We start from the raw sequence: 19,610 nt of genomic DNA, 5'->3' as shown, positions 1-19,610 counted from the left end.
ATCCATCATTGTCCTGTCCGAGTCATCGAATATGGAAAGGCCACTCAAAAAAAAGAACGATATACGTTCCGTTGATTATAGAATTGTATACCTTTGCCCGAAGAAAACATTTAACATGAATTTAACATGAAAAAGAAGTATTTATCAGTAGCATTAATTTCATTGATGATGGCTTGTAATTCAAATCCGAAGATGGCTACCTTGACAGACGATGCCGGTATCCGTATCGAAAACCTGGACACAACCGCCAATCCGGGGACTGATTTTTATCAATATGCTTGTGGCGGGTGGATCAAAAATCATCCCCTCACGGGCGAATACTCGCGTTTCGGTTCGTTTGACAAACTGAGTGAAGACAACCGCGAGCAACTGAAAAGTCTGATCGAAGAAATTGCAGGAAAAGAACATGAGCACGGTACGGTGGCACAAAAGATCGGCGACTTGTACAATATTGCCATGGACAGTACCAAGCTCAATGCCGACGGAACATCGCCGTTGAAACCGTGGCTTGATAAGATTGCAACCCTCAACGATAAAGCCGAACTGTCGACCTTCCTGGCTGAGATGAAACTGTCGGGCATGTCGCCGTTTTTCAGCGTGTATGTCGATGCGGATGTGATGGATAGTAAAAAGAACATCTTTTCGACTTATCAGGGCGGACTCTCGCTCGGGCAACGCGATTATTACCTTGAAGAGGATGAAAGCACAATGAAAATCCGCAACGAATTCAAAAACCACGTAGTCAAGATGTTCGAATTGTTCGGGATTCCGGGCGAACAGGCACAACGACAAATGGAAGATGTGATGCGTATTGAAACACGTCTGGCCAAATCACATTTCGACAAGGTGAAAACACGCGATCCGTATGCGAACTATCATAAAATGACGGTCGACGAACTCCAGAAACTGGTTCCGAACATTGACTGGACAAAATTCCTCGCTACTCTGAATGTTCAGATCAAAGAACTTTCCGTATCGCAAGAGGAGCCGATGGTCGAGGTGAATAAACTGATTGCCGAAGAACCATTGAATGCGATCCGATCGTATCTTTCATGGAAAGCGATCGATCATGCTGCGTCTTACTTGAGTGACGAGATTTATGCGCAGAACTTTGAGTTTTACGGGAAAGTACTTTCGGGCAAGACCGAGATGCAACCGCGTTGGAAACGTGCACAAGCCAGTGTCAATGACTGTCTGGGCGAAGCCGTAGGACAGTTATATGTAGCGAAATATTTCCCACCCGAAGCCAAAGAGCGCATGGTGAACCTCGTGCATAACTTGCAGAATGCTTACGCCGAACGGATTCGTAATCTCGACTGGATGGGCGATTCGACGAAAGCCAAAGCAATCGATAAACTGAATGCGTTCTATGTGAAGATCGGTTACCCCGACAAATGGAAAGATTATACGTCGCTTGAGATAAAAAAAGATTCTTACTTTGCGAATATCGAACGGGCTGTGCAGTTTGCTATGCGCGAGATGCTCGATAAGGCCGCGAAGCCCGTCGATCGGGACGAATGGTATATGACGCCGCAGACCGTGAATGCTTACTATAATCCCACCACGAACGAGATTTGCTTTCCTGCGGGGATTCTTCAGTATCCGTTCTTCGATATGAATGCCGATGACGCTTTCAACTACGGGGCAATAGGGGTTGTGATCGGCCATGAGATGACTCACGGCTTCGATGATCAGGGACGTCAATTCGATAAGGACGGCAACCTCAAAGACTGGTGGACGGCATCGGATGCCGAGAAGTTCCAGGAGCGTGCCAAAGTCATGTCCGACTTCTTCGATAACATCGAGGTAGCCCCCGGCGTGCATGCCAATGGTAAATTTACATTGGGCGAAACACTGGCCGATTACGGCGGTTTGCAGATTTCGTACCAGGCCTTTAAAAATGCGATAGCCGGCAAAACACTGGAGAACAAGCTCGGCTTTACGCCCGACCAGCGTTTCTTCCTTGCGTATGCAGGCGTTTGGGCCGGGAATATTCGGGACGAAGAAATTCTTCGTCGCACGAAGACCGATCCTCATGCCTTGGGTAAATGGCGCGTAGACGGCGAACTGCCGCACATCGATGCATGGTATCAGGCATTCGGTATCACGGAGAACAGTCCGATGTATATCGCCAAAGAAAAACGGGTAACGATCTGGTAGTACATAATGAAACAAATCGTGATCTTATTTTCAAGTATCGTCTGTCTGTCAGGTGCTTTGCGCCTGACGGCACAGACGTATAACACGCAGGAAGTAGCAAAGCTGAAAGCGTTCTTAATCCAAAATTCGGCGGAAAAAGGGAAAAAGAATTATGAACAATTGGGCGTTGCTTCGCTTGATGTAGTAGATTGGAAGAACGTCTCCGGACTGAAATGGAATGCGAACGGGCATGTGGAAACCATAGACTGGAAGGGGAAGAAACTGGGAGGCAATTTGGATGTCAGTGGCTTTACCGATCTATTGGTCATGCATTGTGAGAAGAATCTGTTGCAATCGTTGAATGTTACCGGCAATACGAAGATGACTTATCTCGATTGTTTCGATAACGAATTCAAGTCGATCGATATCTCTACCAATATCCATCTAACACATTTTTGTTGTCGTTATAATCAGTTGACGAAGCTGGACGTGACGCATAACCCGAAGCTTACGTTTCTCTGTTCGAGCGGGAATCGGTTCGAACAAATAGACCTGTCGAACAATACGGAACTTGTAGAATTTTATGCGGCCAACGGCAAACTGAAGAGCATTGATCTCTCTCATAATCGGAAACTGAAAGATGTGGCTTTGCGTACGAATCAACTCACATCACTCGACGTCTCGAATTTGACAAAATTAGAACGACTGACTTGTTATCAAAACAGATTGACAACTCTAAATGTATCTGGCTGTAAATCGTTAAGATTGATTCGCGCCTACGAAAACAACCTGACGTCTCTTGATGTGTCCGGGTGTACGGCATTGAAAACGTTAGCTTTTTATTCCAACAATGTCCCGGAGTTAGATGTGTCGGGATGCCTGAACATTGAATTTGTATCATTGATGAATAATGGGATGCATACGTTAAAGTTACCGCCTAATCCGTCGAATGAGCTGGAAATCATGTGTGAAAGAAACCGCTTTACTTTTTCCACGTTACCCCAGCTGTCGTATTTGCGTTCTTATGCGCCGCAAGCCAAAGTGACGTTGTCAGCTCCATCCGACAAAATCGATCTGAGGAGCGAGTATAAGATGAACGGTACGGCATCCGTTTTTGTTTGGACGGATAAAGGGACTCCCGTGATTCCTGATGCTCATCGAGAAGGACTTTTCTCGTTTGCCGAATCGTATGTGGGCAAAACGTTGACTTGTACCGTGACAAATCTTGCATATCCCCAATTGACGATGACGTATGAGGTGTCGTTGACGGAGCCGGTAGCTAATATTGTGGTCGAGTCGGAGGTGTCGTTTCGCACACAAAGAGAGCAGCTTTGCTTGACGGTAACTCGTCCTGTGACAGTGCATATCTACACAATAATCGGCGCATTGCTTCGAAAACAAAACCTGAACGAAGGCGAGACTTGCTTCACGTTGCCGCAGGGAATGTATATCGTGTCGTTGAGCAACGGTACGGTACGAAAAATAGTGATACCATAAAACAAACAAATTTTTCAAGTATGAATAAAATAGATACTGTAATAGGTCTGTGCCTGATCTCGATGAGTATGCAGGCGCAGGCCATAAAGTGGTTCAATCCGCAACAGAGTGAAATACCTTGCATTCAGCAACGCGGCTGGGCTGATGAGATGAAGAATAGCTATGCACGCCTTCCCGATCGTGCCCGCGCCGAGGTACGTGAGCCGGTTTGGAAATTATCGCGCAACGCTGCCGGGTTGGCGATCTATTTTTATACGAATGCTCCCGAAATACGCGTTCGATATACGGTGAGTGGTGGACTGAACATGCCGCATATGCCGTCGACCGGTGTCTCAGGAGTGGATTTGTACTCCGTCGACAAACAGGGACACTGGATGGATAACGGAGTTAAATACCTTTTCGGAGATACGATCGTTTATACGTATACCGACCTGAGTTCGAAGATGGAACGTGAATATCGACTGTATCTTCCGCTTTATAATTCGGTGACGTGGATGGAAATCGGAGTCCCCGAAGGATCGATCTTTAAGGTCGAACCGGTGCGAAGGGAAAAGCCGATCGTTGTTTACGGTACCTCAATTGCACAAGGCGCATGCGCCTCGCGACCGGGCAATGCATGGACAAATATCCTTGCTCGTAAACTCGATTGGCCGGTCGTGAATTTCGGTTTTTCGGGTAACGGACAACTCGAACCGGAGGTGCTTAAGTATATTAACGAAGTAGACGGAGCGGCCTATTTGCTGGATTGCTATCCGAATCTCGGTAAATTTACAGTCGAAGAGAAAACGCGTCGAACCATCGAAGCGGTGCGCACCATTCGTGCGAAGCATGCCGCTCCGATTGTGATCGTGCAGCATACCGGATTTAATCAGGACGAGGTGCAGGCATTGACACGTACTCAGGTGGCGGAAGCGAATGAGGCGGCACAGAAGGCGTACGACCAACTCAAGAACGAAGTCAAAGACCTGCATCTGATGACGTTCGACGAAAGTGTCCGCACAACGGAGACAACGGCCGAAGGGATTCACCCGAACGATTATGGCATGGTCGTTTTGGCCGGGCATCATGAAACATTTTTGCGTCAGCTTCTGCGTATGCCGAAAGGAACGAAGAGCACCATGATTCCGGTGACGCAACGCCGTGAGCCGGGTACGTACGACTGGCAGGCGAGGCATCAGGATATCCTTCGCCAGAATGCCGAACAGGCTCCGCGGCGTGTCATCATGGGTAATTCCATCACCCACTATTGGGGAGGAGCGCACAGGATTCAAGATGGCAAGGAAAGTTGGAACAGAGTGTTTGTGCCGGCGGGATACCGTAACATGGGCTACGGATGGGACTATGTCCAGAATGTACTCTGGCGAGTATACCATGGCGAGCTGGACGGATTTGAAGCCGAAAAGGTTGTGCTGAATATCGGTACCAATAATTTGACTTTCGATAGCGACGAAGATATCGTCGAAGGACTACTCTTTCTGCTGGCCGCGATTCGCGAGCGTCAGCCCAAGGCGGCCATCAAAGTCGTTGCCCTTTATCCGCGTCGTGCGATGGAGGAACGCGTAGCCGGACTGAATCGCAAGATTGAGCAGGCTGTGCTTCCGTTGGGTTACGAATACTGTGATGTGGGCAGTTACTTTCTCAAACCCGACGGGAAGATCGATGAAACACTTTTCAGAGACGGTTTGCATCCCAATGCAAAAGGATATGAACGGATCGCCGCGAAGGTAGCGGAATAAGATAGAGTGAGGAGGTTGTATTTTGGGGTTTGTGTATCCATAGACTGGTTTTTTTTGTCTGTTTTTATTAAATTTTATACGGACGATAACATAACAAGAACAACGTGAATAGAAGAGTAGTGATTACCGGGATGGGTATTTATTCGTGCCTCGGGAAGAATCTGGACGAAGTGCGAGAATCGCTTTATCATGGAAAATCAGGAATAATCTATGATCCTGTCCGTAAGGAAATGGGATTTCGTTCGGCGCTGACGGGGCATCTCGAAATTCCCGAATTGAAAGGGATACTCAGCCGCAGTCAACGCGGATATATGCCCGAGCAGGCCAAATATGCTTACGTCGCCACATGTGAAGCGATGGCGCAGGCACGGTTGGATACCGGTTATATCGAACAGCATGAAGTAGGTATCCTTTATGGGAACGACAGCACTTCCGAAGCCATGGTCAGAAGTGTGGACATCTTGCGTGAAAAGAAGGACACGACCTTGATCGGTTCGGGAGCGATTTTTCAGTCAATGAATTCGACGGTGACGATGAATCTCTCGTGCATCTTTAAGTTAAGAGGTATGAACCTGACGGTTTCAGGCGCTTGTGCGAGCGGATCGCATGCGATAGGTCTGGGCATGTTGCTGATCCGTGACGGACTGCAAAACTGTGTGATTTGTGGGGGAGCCCAAGAGATTAACCCGTTTGCCGTTAGTAGCTTTGACGGGATTAGTGCGTTCTCGGTCAGAGAGAGTGAGCCGACGAAAGCTTCCCGCCCGTTCGACCGTGACCGTGACGGATTGGTGCCCGGTGGGGGCGCCGCAACGGTGGTCCTCGAGGATTATGAATCGGCCGTACGCCGGGGGGCACCGATTCTCGCCGAAGTGTGCGGATACGGTTTTTCGTCGAACGGTGACCATATTTCGGTGCCGAACGTCGAAGGACCGGTACGCTCATTGCGTATGGCGCTTAAGCAAGCGGGCATAGACATCCGCGAGATCGGCTATGTGAATGCACATGCGACTTCAACCATTGTGGGCGATAAGAATGAAGCGAAATCTATCGACAGTGTGTTTGACGACTGGAAGCCGGAAGTTACTTCGACCAAGTCTATGACCGGACATGAGATGTGGATGGCGGGAGCAAGCGAGGTCATCTACTCGATGCTGATGATGAAAAATGATTTTATCGCGCCGAATCTCAATTTTGAAAATCCTGATGAAGACTCGGCTAAACTCAATATTCCCGCAACACGCATCGATAAGCATTTTGATATGTTTCTGTCGAACTCGTTTGGCTTCGGCGGAACAAACTCGACCCTTGTTATCCGAAATATGAACGGCTGACCGTTAGTATCATCTGCCTGTCAATATATATATATTACAGTGAATTACGACGTAATTATTATCGGAGGAGGCTTGGGCGGTCTGGAGTGCGGTTTTATATTAGCCCGTCACGGGTTGAATGTATGCGTACTGGAACAACATACACAGGTCGGCGGTTGCTTACAGACTTTTCGGCGAAAAGGTGTAACGTTCGACACGGGTTTTCATTATGTCGGAGGACTGGGTGAAGGCGAATCGCTTTATCCTTTCTTCCGTTATTTTGGGCTGCTCGATTTGCCGTGGCAACGAATGGACGATCTGTTCGACGAAGTGATTATCGGGGAACGGCCTTACTTCTTTGCCAACGGACACGAACGTTTTGTCGATACATTGGCAGAATCCTTTCCGCATCAGCGCAAACAGTTGGAGGCTTATACCGCTTTTCTGAAAACGGTCGGCCAGCATCTGCTCGACGTGTTCAATCCAGACGTAATGAATGGAAAATATGTTCTTCCCTTGTTCGGACGTTCGGCGTATGAATTTCTGCATGAAACAATCGACGATCCGCTGTTGCGAAAGGTACTTTCGGGCACTTCACTCAAGATGGAGCTGGATGCCGACAAGCTGCCGCTCTATACGTTTGCTCAGATTCATAATTCTTATATCCAGAGTGCATGGCGGTTGCGTGGCGGAGGATCGCAGATTGCCGATCGTTTGGTACGGCAGATCGAGGCAATGGGAGGTACTGTGCGTCCCCGGGCAGGGGCAACCCGGCTGATCGAAACGAACGGTCGAATCACGGCAGTAGAGGTGAACGGTGACGAGCAGCTTACCGCCCGCTTTTTTATCTCTAACGCCCATCCGGCCTATACGTATTCGATACTCGAAGAGAGCCGGTGTATCCGTAAAGCTTTTCGCAAACGCATCACGCATCTGCCTAATACGGCCGGTGTATTTACAGCTAACGTCCGGCTGCGTCCCGACAGTGTGCCTTACTGCAACCGCAACATTTACCTTCATGACGAGACGTCCGACCTTTGGCGATATCGTTTTGATAAAGAGCTTTCCGGTATGTTTATCAGTTATAAGATACCGGAAAACGGTGACAGCTATACACCGAACATCGATTTGCTTACCCCCATGTCGTGGGCTGAGGTGGAACGCTGGAAAGATAGGCCTCGTGATGCAGACTATGCTGCGATAAAGCGTGCAAAGGCCGAGGCATGCATTGCTTTTGCTGTGCGCCGGCTTCCCTGGCTGCGCGATGCCGTCGAAGAGATATATACCAGTACGCCTTTGTCGTACCGCCGTTATACGAATACGGTCGACGGTTCGGCGTACGGTATCCGAAAAGACTGTACTTCTCCGATAAGCACCGTGCTAATGCCGCGTACGCCGATTCCTAACTTGTTTTTAACAGGACAGAATCTGAGCTTGCACGGTATTCTTGGCGTATCTGTAACGTCTTTCTTTACTTGTGCCGAAATTCTTGGTATGAAGACGGTAACGAAAGACTTTCGAAGAGGATAAGGGAAAAGAGAGCCGGTCAGCTACTTAAACTCTTCCCAAAGGGCAGACGTGATGATTTGTTTTGTGGTATCGGCATATTGCTGCAAACTACCTGAAGCTATCGGTTGTTCCGTCTCATGGATGGGGGGATGAATCACCATCTCCATGCGATGAGGCCGTACACGCCACGATCCGATCGGTAAGACATGGTAAGGTCCGTTCAGCGTAATGGGAACAATCGGCAAATGGAGGTCCAACGCTATCTGAAAGGCTCCTTTCTTAAAACGCCCGACTTTCCCCGTTTCTGATCGTGATCCTTCCGGAAAAACCGTTAACGATGCCCCGTTTTTAAGTTTTTGTTCTGCTTCGGCAATGCTGCGTCGTGCTGCTTTCGGCGATGAATTATCGACAAAAATAAATCCTGCGGCACGACAAGCATAACCTACAAAAGGAATTTTAGCCAGTCCCCGTTTCATCATCCATTTCATGGGGACACCCAGAAAACCGTATATCAGAAAAATATCGAATGCCCCTTGATGATTGGCCACAAATACATACGATTGTCCTTTATGCAGGTGCTCGCGTCCATACACTTTGACCGGACACATGGCCAGCCGGCATGTCACCTTCGACCAGAGCATCCCCGGATAGAACGAAAAGAATTTTTCTCCTCCCAGCAGGCAACCGACGGTAACGATCAGGGCAGTCAGAATGGTATGTACCACAAAAACAGGGATTGCGATCAACCCAAAGTAAACGGCATAAAGTATTCTCAACATCTGTTTGTCTTTTTCTAAGGGCAAATATAAAAGGTTATTTGATTCAATTCATCATTTTTTTGCCGAAATATTTTTCGAATCAAAGAATTATTCCTTTATTTGTGCTTAAAATTAGCATGTAATAATAATTAAAATATCAAACCATGAGTGCATTAAGGTATTTAGGAGTTCTTGTTCTTCTGATTGGAGTGATCGTATTGGCAATCCCTGCAATAAGCGGAAGTGCCGGGAGTAATGTCATGCTTGTTTTAGGGCTTGTGCTCGTTCTTTTAGGATATGTTGGTCATATCATGCTGAATAAGAACAGCAAAAGGATAGAATAAAACGAACAATGAACAGGTAGAGAAAGGGGAGGGGCTGTCTGACTAAGTCGAAGACTTTGCGGGCAGCCTCTTCTTCTATTTCTTTATTGCGCGATAGATTGCATCTTGGATGCGTGTGCGAATTTCCAGCGATGACAGTTTCCCATTAGAACGCGTCGGATGAACCCGATTACTTAGGAAGATATAGATTAATTGATTGTCCGGATCTACCCAAAAGGCCGTTCCGGTATATCCGGTGTGTCCGTAGACCGAGGCGGGCGCCGATGTTCCACAAGGCGACGCCTCCGGATTGCCGGTATCGGGTTTATCGAATCCGAGCCCACGGCGGCAGGTAGGACTTTTGCTTTGTGTAAAAAGCTTGCACGTCTCGGTTGAAAGATACGATTCGCCGCCATACGTACCACCATTCAAATACAATTGCAGCAGTTTGGCCAGATCGCCCGCATTGGAGAACAGACCGGCATTTCCCGAAACACCTCCCTGAAAGGCGGCTGCTTCGTCATGTACGTAACCACGCAGTAATTGCCGACGTATAAACTCATCGTTTTCAGTCGGAACAATGACCATCGTGTCCATTTTATGCAACGGATTGTAAGTCGTTGTACACGCTCCCAGCCGGTCGAAGAAATGGGTCTGCAGGAGCTTGTCCATCGGTTGCCCGGTTTGCTGCTCAACAACCATCTTCAACAGAATAAAGTTCACGCAACTGTATCTGTATTTGCCGCGTTCTCCCAGTTTCGACTCTTTGATTTCCTGCATGATGATATCCTTGAACGAATCGTGCACATAGAGATGTTTCGCGATTTCGGCCGTGAACCCCGGCTTCTTCGTTTTCGACACCAGGTGAGGGAGGAACTTGAAATCGTTACGGGCGTAAGTGTGTGCATCTATACGTACGGGGTGGGTGAAACTTTGGGTACGACTGTATAACTTGCCTGTATAACTTTTTTCATCGATGGCCTTCATATAAAAAGGAATGGACGGTACGATGCCGGACTGGTGATACAACAGTTCCTCAATCGTCAGATGCACTTTATTGGTTTCCCGTAGGGACGGGATATATGAGGAGACAAGGCCGTTCAATGTGATCAACCGGTCGTCGTAAGTTTTCATTACGGCCAGCAAGGTACCGGTTGCTTTTGAAACCGATGCGAGATCATACACCGAATGGCTCGTTACTTTCTGTTTTCGTTGATAATCATAGTATCCGAACGATTTGTCGTATATGATCGTTCCGTTCTTGGCTACCAATACTTGGCATCCCGGATAGGCTTCTTTGCGCAATCCTTCTTTGACAATGTCATCGATTTCCGCCAAACGGGCGGCATCCATCCCCACCTCTTCGGGAAGATGATACCCCAGACGCGTCTTTTCCGTAAAGATGCCCGTTCCCGCATAAAACAACCCGGGGATGGTAACAGCCAGTTTACCCTTCGTCGGGATACCGCCGAATATTGCTTGCGCTGCATATTCCTGTGCGAAAGGAGTTCCTTCATACGCCATGACTACAGCCTTGGCATGCTTGATAGACACTTTATACTCTTTGCAGAAGTAAGGCAGGGTAAAGAAAACATATATCCAATCTTTCCGTGCGGCGAGTTTTGCTAATGCGGGATGCTCGTTGATTCGTACCGTATAGACACCACAGATAATCACATCATATTTCTCTAAATCGCGCACGATAGTCTCGATCTCCGCTTCCTTTGTCGATAGGGTAATCCTGTAATGATCAATGGTATCATATTTACCCAATGTAGATTGAAATTCTTCGTCATACGTATCGCCGATGGAAAGCAAGGCAATCTTTTTCTTTTCGAGTTGTTTCAGAGGTAGATAGTCCGATTCGTTCTTTAATAACGTAATCGCTTCTTCGTTTAACCTGGCTGCTAACCAGGTCGCATGGGTGGAGTTCAACCGTTCGGAAAGGCCTTCGATTTTAATCGGACGATCATGGCTCAATCCGGCAATATATTTATACGACAAGACCTTTTTGCACTTTGAAGCGATAACTTCTTTGCAGAGTGTCCCATCGATAATCGCTGCTTTTACGGCTTCTATTTCTTTGGCCAGTTTGTTTGGGGCGAGAGCAATGTCGTTACCGGCCTTTAAGGCCAGAACCGAAGGGCTTTCCTGCTTGTTGTGTTCGGCACCTTTCATGGCGAGAGCATCCGTAAAGCAAAGTCCCTGAAAGCCGTCTTTCTTCTGCAGCAGATCCGTAACGATAGCATCCGACATCGAAGCCGCCCGTCTCTCTCTCTTGTCAAGTGCCGGCACATACAGATGAGCCGTCATAATGCCTGCAAATCCGGCCTGGATATAATAACGGAAAGGAGACAGTTCAATACGGTCCATCTCTTTTATCGAGCGGCGTAAAACGGGTAAGGTATGATGTGAGTCGCTCGACGTATCGCCGTGTCCCGGAAAATGTTTCGCTACGGAGAAGATGCCCGTGCTTTCAAGTCCGCGCGCATACGCTACGCCTTTTTCCGACACGGCATCAGGAGCTTCCCCGAACGAACGGAGACCGATAACGGGATTGTCCGTATTGCTGTTCACGTCGATGGTCGGTGCGAAGTTGATATGGATACCCATCTCCCGACATTGCCGTCCGACTTCGGCTCCGTAAGCTTCAATCAGACGGAGGTCTTCAATAGCCCCCAGCATCATGTTTTTGGGAAAACGTGTTGTTTCGCTTAGGCGCATTGATAATCCCCACTCTCCGTCAAGAGCGATAAATAAGGGTACGCGCGAAATTTTTTGCAGTTGATTCGTCACTTCAGCCTGCGTCAACGGATTGCCTTTGTGAAAAAGTACACCGCCCACTTTCTGATTCGTAATATAGCCTTCAATCTTTTGGATATTGGCAGCATCCGACTTCGGTTCGGCGATGACCATAAATAACTGTCCGATCCGTTCGTCTTCCGTCATTGTCCGATATATGGAATCAACCCAATGGTTCATCTTCGCTTTATTTGCTTTCCGGAATAAGGTTGGCTCCACTTGCGACGTCATCTTCAGCCCCAACAAGCAAAACAGCAAAATATAATTGATCCTGAAAATATAATTGATCCTGTTCATGCGTTATGTTTTTATATCCCGCAAAAATACACGCCTGAGGACAAAAAACAACAATAATTCATTTGCTTTTTATCAACAGGCGATCATACAAAGGGATTTTTTCCGTTCGGATAGACATAAAAACATGCTTTGAAAAAGCGTGTGTATCTGTTTTTTTTTGTATCTTTGCACCCGCTTTACGTAATCGCTGTCGGGGAAGAGTGAGACCCGTTATGTTGCGTTTTGTTCGAGTTATAAACATATAAAGAGCTATAAACAATGGATTTAATTAAGGTTGCAGAGGAAGCGTTTGCTACTAAAAAAGAACATCCCGCGTTCAAGAGCGGCGATACGATTACGGTTTCATATCGAATCAAAGAAGGAAACAAAGAGCGTATTCAGCAGTATCGAGGTGTGGTTATTCGCATTTCGGGACAAGGCGACAAGAAGCGTTTCACGGTTCGAAAAATGTCCGAAAATGTGGGTGTGGAAAGAATATTTCCGATCGAATCACCTTTTATTGAGAGTATTGTGCTTAATAAAGTTGGTAAAGTACGTCGTTCCAAATTGTATTATTTGCGTAAACTTACCGGAAAGAAAGCGCGTATCAAAGAAAAGAGAATTTCTACGATTTAATCGATCTCGTAACAAAATTAAAAGAGGGTGTGTCAAAACGCAATGTTTTGGTACACCTTTTTTTACTGTGTAAGCATGCATGAACTTTTTGGAGGAGACGGATGAAAGCGAAGGAGAGCATCCTTCGTAATTTTTTACGTTTGTTGCGACCGAAGCACCTAATTGAAATAAAAAAATCAGTGGTATTAGCGACATTTATGCAAAAGGCTATAGTGTCAAAAAAATGGACAGCAATGTCTAATTTTTAGACACAATAAAGCGGAAATGATTTTGATAATTAGCTTGTATTTGGATGTTTAACATGTTGGCATCGTTTTTGGAAGAACATGATCGGAAGAATCTAAAGAACGAAATAAGATGTTGTTAAGGCGATTGAATAAAAGCAAATCATTGCGATTGGTCAACTTGTTGGGACTGTCGGTTATTTTTGCATGTCTGTTGTTGTCGTATGCCTATGTTCGCAAGGAAATGAGGTACGACCGGTTTCACCGCCATGCCGAACGGATTGTCCGGTTATCTTTTCAGACAGAGAATGAACCGATCGATGTGCGTATCCACGGATTTGCACCGTCCGATCCGGCATTAGCAGGTGTCGCGGGGATAGAAGCCGTCGTCAGGATGCACAAGAGTGAGAGTGGAGAGTTACGGCATGAAGGGAGAAATTACTTGACGGATCATTTCTATTTTGTAAGTGGAAATTTTTTTGAGGTGTTTGATTTTAAACTTTTAGACGGTGATCCGCATACGGTTTTGGACTCTCCGGAGAAAGCTGTAATCAGCCGCAGTTATGCCAATCGGTTGTTTGGCGATGCTTCCCCCGTAGGGAAAGAGTTCGAACTCGTTAACGGACGTAAATTTGCCGACCGGAAAGTGTTTATCAGCGGCGTTTTTGAAGATTTTCCGGAAACGTCTCATTTCCATACGGATTTACTTGTTCATTTACCGGACGATGCTACGAACTTATTTTCATATGTTTATCTATTGCTCCATCCTCAAACCAATATAGCAGACTTGCAACAAGGGATTACCGCCAATCTGAAAAAACTGAACAGCAATGCTCCGCGTAAGGTATTTCCTTTGCTGTTTCCGCTGACCGATATTCATTTGCATAGCCATTTCCAGCGTGAACACGAACCCAACAGTAACATCTATTACATTTATTTAATTGCCTGCGCCAATCTACTTTTGCTGTTAATTGTCCTTTTTAATCTATGGCTGAATGCCGGACTGATTTTTTCGTTCAATCGCCGATATTATCAGTTGTTACGACTCAATGGTGCTTCATCGTGGCGCGTCTTTTGGGACGAATGTCTGCTGGCGCTGATTCTTGGAGGCGCTGCGGTGCTTGCCGGGCTACTTCTGGCACAATCGGTGATGCCCGGTTTATTTCCCGAAGTAACATCAAATACAAAAGTTCTACTCTTGCTCTGCGTTTTATTTCCGATTTTGGTGATGATAACGTCCGTTATACCGGTTATCCGTCAGATGTCTTCCACACGTTTTTTAAGCATGCAGTTTCATTCTTACGGTACGGGTTTTACACTGTCGAATATCAGGTATATGCTGATCGGGCAATATGCGATAGTTATGTTTGTAGTCATTGTGAGCGTTTGTATCTCACGCCAAATCGGGCTGATCCGTACCATGCAAGTCGGAGGTAAAGAGCGCACGATTTTAGTGATGAGAGAACAGCCGGCGAGCGTGATACGACGCTACGGACTGTTGAAAACCGATCTGGCTAAGCATCCCGAGATTCGTCGAGTAACCTCCGCCATGCAGTTGCCCGGATCAGCCATTCGCGACGGCGTGTATGTACGTACCGATCAGGAGAGCGAAGACGAAGGTCGACGAATTCCGGTATTGGTTGTCGGTGAAGATTTTATCCCATTCTTTGGTATCCGCCTTCTTTCGGGAACGAGCTTTAGCAAAGGATTACGTACCCTCGAAGAAGAAGAGCAAATGCTTTTCGACTCGATAGACGGCAAACCTGCGCCTGACATAACGGAAGAATACGTTATCAACCGAAAAGCGGCGGAAATACTCGGGTTCAACACTCCGAACGAAGCTGTCGGACAGCGGCTGCATATTCGTCATGGACAGGGCGGAGTTGATTACATCAACAAAGGGATGATTGTAGGGGTAACGGAAAATTTTAACTATACGACGACTTATGACGATGCTATCCCTCAATTACTGCTGCAACGCGCCCTCTTTCAACATTGCCTTATGGTCTATCTCTCACCCGATGATACAAAAGAAGCTCTCCGCACATTTAACCGTGTATGGCAGGAAATCAACCCGGAATATCCGGCACAGTACACCTTCCTGCACGATGTGTACGACAGCATCTACTATAACGAATTGCATGCAGAGCAACTTACCCATATCTTTTCGGCATTGTGTCTGCTGGTGGCCACATTGGGATTGATTATTATAATGGCTTTCATCGTGAAACGGAAGACAAAAGAAATCGGTATCCGTAAAATAAACGGAGCACAGCCCTCCGACATCCTTCGTATGCTGAATTATCGCTTTGTGATCTGGATAGGAATAGCCTTTTTGTTAGCCGTGCCGGGAGCTTATATGGCGATGACAAAATGGCTCGAGATATTCGCATTCAAAACCACTCTTGACTGGTGGGTTTTCCTGTTCGCGGGATTATCTGTACTGCTGCTCTCCGTTGCGGCGGTCTCGTGGCAAAGTTGGCGTGCCGCTACGATCAACCCTGTTAAAACGCTGAAAAGCGAATAGGGATTTATTCATTAGTTTTTTAAACAACCTTCAATGGTTTCAACGGTCGAACGGAAAGTTTTATTTATTTCCATCTGATCTTTGACGGTCTTACAAGCATGCAAAACGGTGGCATGATCTTTTCCTCCAACGATTTTACCGATATGCGAAAATGACGATTCGGTATATTTCTTGGCCAGATACATTGTGATTTGACGTGCCTGTACAATTTCTCTTTTCCGTGAAGGGGTTTGAATCAGTGCCTCTTCGAGGTTAAAATAGTGACATACCGTCTCCTGAATCTTCTCAATAGAGAGTTGCTTTTCTTCAATCCTTACCGTCTGGGCAATCACCCGCTGAGCCATTGCCATATCAATACTTTTGTTGTTTATCAACGAATGGGCCATCAAGGAGACTAAAACTCCTTCCAAATCACGGACATTATCCGTCACGTTGTCGGCGATATAGTTAAACACGTCATCGTTAATAACCAATCCTTCGTGAGCGATCTTATTACGCAGAATTTTTCTGCGTAATTCCGGATCGGGACGTCCCAGTTCGGCTGTGAGTCCCCATTTGAGACGTGTGATCAGTCGCTCTTCCATACCCTGCATATCGACCGGTGCCTTATCCGACGTCAGTACCAGTTGTTTACCTAATTGATGTAAGTTGTTGAATATATGAAAGAACGCTTGCTGCGTTTTGACCAGCCCCACCAGTTCGTGGATATCGTCCAGAATCAAGACATCCAGACTTTGGTAGAAGTTCAAAAAGTCGTTCGACGTATTTTTCCGTACAGCATCCGTATATTGTATGCGGAAACGGTTCGCCGACACGTATAATACACGTTTTTCCGGATGCAACTCCCGAATGCGAATACCGATGGCATGACACAGATGAGTCTTCCCAACCCCTGAGGGTCCATAGACAAACAACGGATTAAAGGTTGTTTTTCCCGGATCGTTTGCAATAGCCTCGCCGGCTGTGCGTGCCAATTTGTTGCTGACTCCTTCGAAGAACGTTTCAAAAGTATATTTCCGATTCAATTGTGAATCCAGATCTTGCGGAGCCACCTGCGAAAAGGGAGTGAACGGGACTTTGTTCACATCGAGCGGCGTATTCCGTTGAGGAGCGGCAACGCCGTTTTCGGTCGGATAATCTACCGTTCCATTTGAAGAACCCTGATCAACCATTACGCGATAATTCAAAATCGTTCCCTCGCCAAAGACACGGGGGATCGTCATCTTGAGTACACTGACGTAGTTTGCTTCCAAATATTCGTAAAAGAAAGGGCTGGGTACCTGAATCGTGACCTTATGGTCTTCGTAAGACAAAGGAACAATCGGTAAAAACCATGTCTTATAAGCGGCTTCCGGCACGATATCTTTGATAATGGATAAGCATCTACTCCATAATAATTGACAGTCTGATCCCATATTTAACAATAGATAAATAATTCCACAATATTCAATTTGATTTTCGAGTTGTAAAGGTCGACATTATTTTCAAAATAAAAAATGAAGATCGTCCCGGTATAGGCAGGTTGACGCTCAATAGGAAATTGTATACGAACTGTTTGTGTATACTGTGCTGATTCTTTATATCTTATGATTGCTTTGAGAACATGACTTCTTGAAAATACGACTGTTTTATATCGGAGTGTTCTTTTTTTACACATTGCATAAACTTTTCTTCTTTTCACGGAAAAGTCGCCAACAAACGGTCTGTTCTTCTATTTCTAAAAAAGCAAGTTTTTTTTTTATATAGAATAGCTCTAAGTTTATTTTTCTTTTAAGGGATCAAAACAATGAAAAGCGAACATACCGTTTTGGGTTCTGTTTCAAGTCGATAAGCAGATTGGATGCGTTTACGACCGTCTCATTCAGATTGTTATACAGCAGTGTGTCATTAAGTAAAAGTCCCAGTGAGTTGTCTTTTGCATTTAATTTCATGGTCGTTTGTCCCAAATTATCGATCGTTAAATTCAACGACTGGATACTGCCTTTTAAATTCAGATTTTTCATCTCCTCACTCAAGGCGGCAAAATTATCGGTTGTTGTTTTTAAGTTTGAGGCAATAACCGGCACATCATTACCGAGTAACTGGTTTAATCGCCGCGACGAAATTTCGAGGCTTGCCGTTGTTTTCTCGATATGATCTAACGACTGCGAGAGTGCCGGATGACTTACCAATATCTGCAAGCTGTACAAGATTGAATCTAACTTGGGGAGCAGATCGATGATCTGCGGTAACATCTTTTCTTGTACCGAGGCCATCATATCTTCGGGAGACCGTCCTTCAATCGTATCACCGGACTTCAAGTATTCATCCACGTATTTGTTTAAGTGAATATGCAATTCACCTCCACTCAGAAGCGTTTTTTCCAAAGAGATATAACTGCCTTTGTTGATGCGCATGCTTTCTTCCAGACTGATCTCGACAAGAATTTTTCCGGTTGTTGAATAGTCATAAGAGATACTTCGTACGAGTCCGACTTTAAAGCCTTCAACAAAAACAGGGCTCGATATGGTTACGTCTTTAACATTCGAGCAAGCTACGTAATAATGATTGGCCGGGCGAAAGAGGTTTATCCCTTTCAGATAATTCACGCCAATATATAACAATACGAGGCTGATAATGGATACAACACCGATTGTTGCCTCTTTGCTAAATTTCATCTTCATTGTTTTTGCAGTTTTATAAGTTTATTTTAAACGTTTTCCGTCCTTCATCCGGATAATGAAGGCTTCCGGGAAATCTTTGGATATTTTTCGCTGGATCTTTTGAATTTCTTTGAAGTCCGATGATTCTCCGTACGTGTATTTGTAGATTTTACCTTCCTGATAGAAGCTTGTTTTGTAACCCTTCAGTTTGGGAGAGTGCGCCGGTAACCGTTTGTCGGAAGTCAGAATCTGTACTTTGTAAACGATTGTTCCACGACTCTTTTCGTTTGTTTCAGAACGAGGCCTATTTTTCGCCGTTTCCTTTGCGTTTTGCTGCTCCTTTTTCTGAGACTGCAACGTATTTTCGGCCTTGCCGATTATCTGAGTATTCGTGATTCCTCCCTGCTTACGAACATAATCTCGCTTATAACGCGAAAAGGCATTATATATCGCTTTAGCCAATTTGTTTTGTCCTTCGACCGAGTGCATGTAACGCTCTTCTTCATGGTTGGAAATAAATCCCAACTCGATAAGTACGCTGGGCATGCTTGTAGCTTTCAACACAAGAAATCCGGCCTGCCGAACTCCACGATTTACACGCCGGGCTGCCACGAATTCTTTTTGAATCTCTGAGGCAAACGAAACACTTTGTTCCATATGCTTATTTTGCATAAACTCGAAGATAATATAGGATTCCGAAGAATTCGGATCGAAGCCTTCATAACGCTGTTTATAATTCTCTTCTAACAGAATAACAGAGTTTTCCAGCATGGCAACTTCTAAATTTTCTTGCGTCTTTGCCAGACCGAGGGTATACGTTTCTCCCCCTTTTACCGAAGCATTTTTTTTCTTTAACGAATTGGTATGAATAGAGATAAACAGATCGGCCTTATTTCGGTTGGCGATATTGGCGCGTTCGCTCAATTCCACGAACTTATCTGTTTTACGGGTGTAAATTACCTGCACGTCATCATGTCCGGCGGCAATCATTTTCCCTAACTTGAGGGCAACGGCAAGGTTGATTGTCTTTTCATTCGTCTTTACCCCTTTGGCTCCGGGGTCTTTCCCGCCATGACCGGCATCGATTACTACGATAAAAGTATCTCCTTTAGCTAAAAGAGGCTGAGCTATCCCGCGCAATACACAGATTGCCGATATGACGAAAAGAAACCGTAATCTGTTCATCGTATATATCTTTTACGAATCATGCAGCAAATATAATAATTTCCGA

12 protein-coding genes are annotated in these 19,610 nt (G+C 45.8%); 7 read left to right on the top strand and 5 right to left on the bottom strand.

What is annotated here, in order from left to right; genetic code table 11:
- The first annotated feature begins 126 nt into the window (after nucleotides 1-126).
- From Tanf_RS08190 to Tanf_RS08170, 5 genes are all read left to right on the top strand, one after another.
- Nucleotides 127-2,160: a M13 family metallopeptidase gene (locus Tanf_RS08190; protein ID WP_046825514.1), complete on the top strand. Its 2,034-nt coding sequence runs from the start codon at nucleotides 127-129 to the stop codon at nucleotides 2,158-2,160.
- Nucleotides 2,161-2,166: 6 nt separating this feature from the next.
- Entirely contained in the window at nucleotides 2,167-3,636 is a 1,470-nt protein-coding gene (locus Tanf_RS13855; protein WP_052449053.1) for a hypothetical protein, read from the top strand.
- A gap of 20 nt (nucleotides 3,637-3,656) precedes the next feature.
- Nucleotides 3,657-5,372, top strand: a complete 1,716-nt coding sequence (locus Tanf_RS08180) for an SGNH/GDSL hydrolase family protein (RefSeq protein ID WP_046825513.1) — start codon at nucleotides 3,657-3,659, stop codon at nucleotides 5,370-5,372.
- 104 nt (nucleotides 5,373-5,476) lie between these two features.
- Nucleotides 5,477-6,703 carry a beta-ketoacyl-[acyl-carrier-protein] synthase family protein gene (locus Tanf_RS08175; RefSeq protein ID WP_074452610.1) on the top strand — a complete coding sequence of 409 codons (1,227 nt, stop codon included), beginning with the start codon at nucleotides 5,477-5,479 and terminating at the stop codon, nucleotides 6,701-6,703.
- A 39-nt stretch (nucleotides 6,704-6,742) separates the two neighbouring features.
- On the top strand, nucleotides 6,743-8,212 hold the full coding sequence (locus Tanf_RS08170; protein WP_046825511.1) for a phytoene desaturase family protein: 1,470 nt from the start codon (nucleotides 6,743-6,745) through the stop codon (nucleotides 8,210-8,212).
- Nucleotides 8,213-8,232: 20 nt separating this feature from the next.
- On the opposite strand, the gene Tanf_RS08165 is transcribed toward Tanf_RS08170, so the two are convergent.
- On the bottom strand, nucleotides 8,233-8,970 hold the full coding sequence (locus Tanf_RS08165) for a lysophospholipid acyltransferase family protein (RefSeq protein WP_041590472.1): 738 nt from the start codon (nucleotides 8,968-8,970) through the stop codon (nucleotides 8,233-8,235).
- 398 nt (nucleotides 8,971-9,368) lie between these two features.
- Nucleotides 9,369-12,371, bottom strand: coding sequence for a serine hydrolase domain-containing protein (locus Tanf_RS08160; protein WP_046825510.1), 3,003 nt, complete (start codon nucleotides 12,369-12,371; stop codon nucleotides 9,369-9,371).
- A gap of 258 nt (nucleotides 12,372-12,629) precedes the next feature.
- Here Tanf_RS08160 and rplS point away from each other — a divergent pair, with 258 nt between their 5' ends.
- A complete protein-coding gene (gene rplS / locus Tanf_RS08155; RefSeq protein ID WP_046825509.1) occupies nucleotides 12,630-12,986 on the top strand; it encodes a 50S ribosomal protein L19 in 357 nt (118 codons plus the stop codon).
- Between the two features lie 357 nt (nucleotides 12,987-13,343).
- Nucleotides 13,344-15,737 carry an ABC transporter permease gene (locus Tanf_RS08150; protein ID WP_080948594.1) on the top strand — a complete coding sequence of 798 codons (2,394 nt, stop codon included), beginning with the start codon at nucleotides 13,344-13,346 and terminating at the stop codon, nucleotides 15,735-15,737.
- Nucleotides 15,738-15,748: 11 nt separating this feature from the next.
- On the opposite strand, the gene dnaA is transcribed toward Tanf_RS08150, so the two are convergent.
- The 3 genes from dnaA to Tanf_RS08130 all read right to left on the bottom strand — a co-directional run bounded on the left by dnaA (nucleotide 15,749) and on the right by Tanf_RS08130 (nucleotide 19,564).
- Entirely contained in the window at nucleotides 15,749-17,152 is a 1,404-nt protein-coding gene (gene dnaA / locus Tanf_RS08145) for a chromosomal replication initiator protein DnaA (protein WP_041590470.1), read from the bottom strand.
- Nucleotides 17,153-17,515: 363 nt separating this feature from the next.
- Nucleotides 17,516-18,400 carry an MlaD family protein gene (locus Tanf_RS08135; RefSeq protein ID WP_041590468.1) on the bottom strand — a complete coding sequence of 295 codons (885 nt, stop codon included), beginning with the start codon at nucleotides 18,398-18,400 and terminating at the stop codon, nucleotides 17,516-17,518.
- A 21-nt stretch (nucleotides 18,401-18,421) separates the two neighbouring features.
- Nucleotides 18,422-19,564 (bottom strand): N-acetylmuramoyl-L-alanine amidase family protein, encoded by a 1,143-nt coding sequence (locus Tanf_RS08130; protein WP_046825507.1) that lies wholly within the window; start codon nucleotides 19,562-19,564, stop codon nucleotides 18,422-18,424.
- Nucleotides 19,565-19,610: the final 46 nt, after the last annotated feature.

The organism is Tannerella forsythia, assembly GCF_001006485.1.
Lineage (GTDB): Bacteria > Bacteroidota > Bacteroidia > Bacteroidales > Tannerellaceae > Tannerella > Tannerella forsythia.
This window is presented reverse-complemented; position numbering and strand designations above follow the sequence as displayed.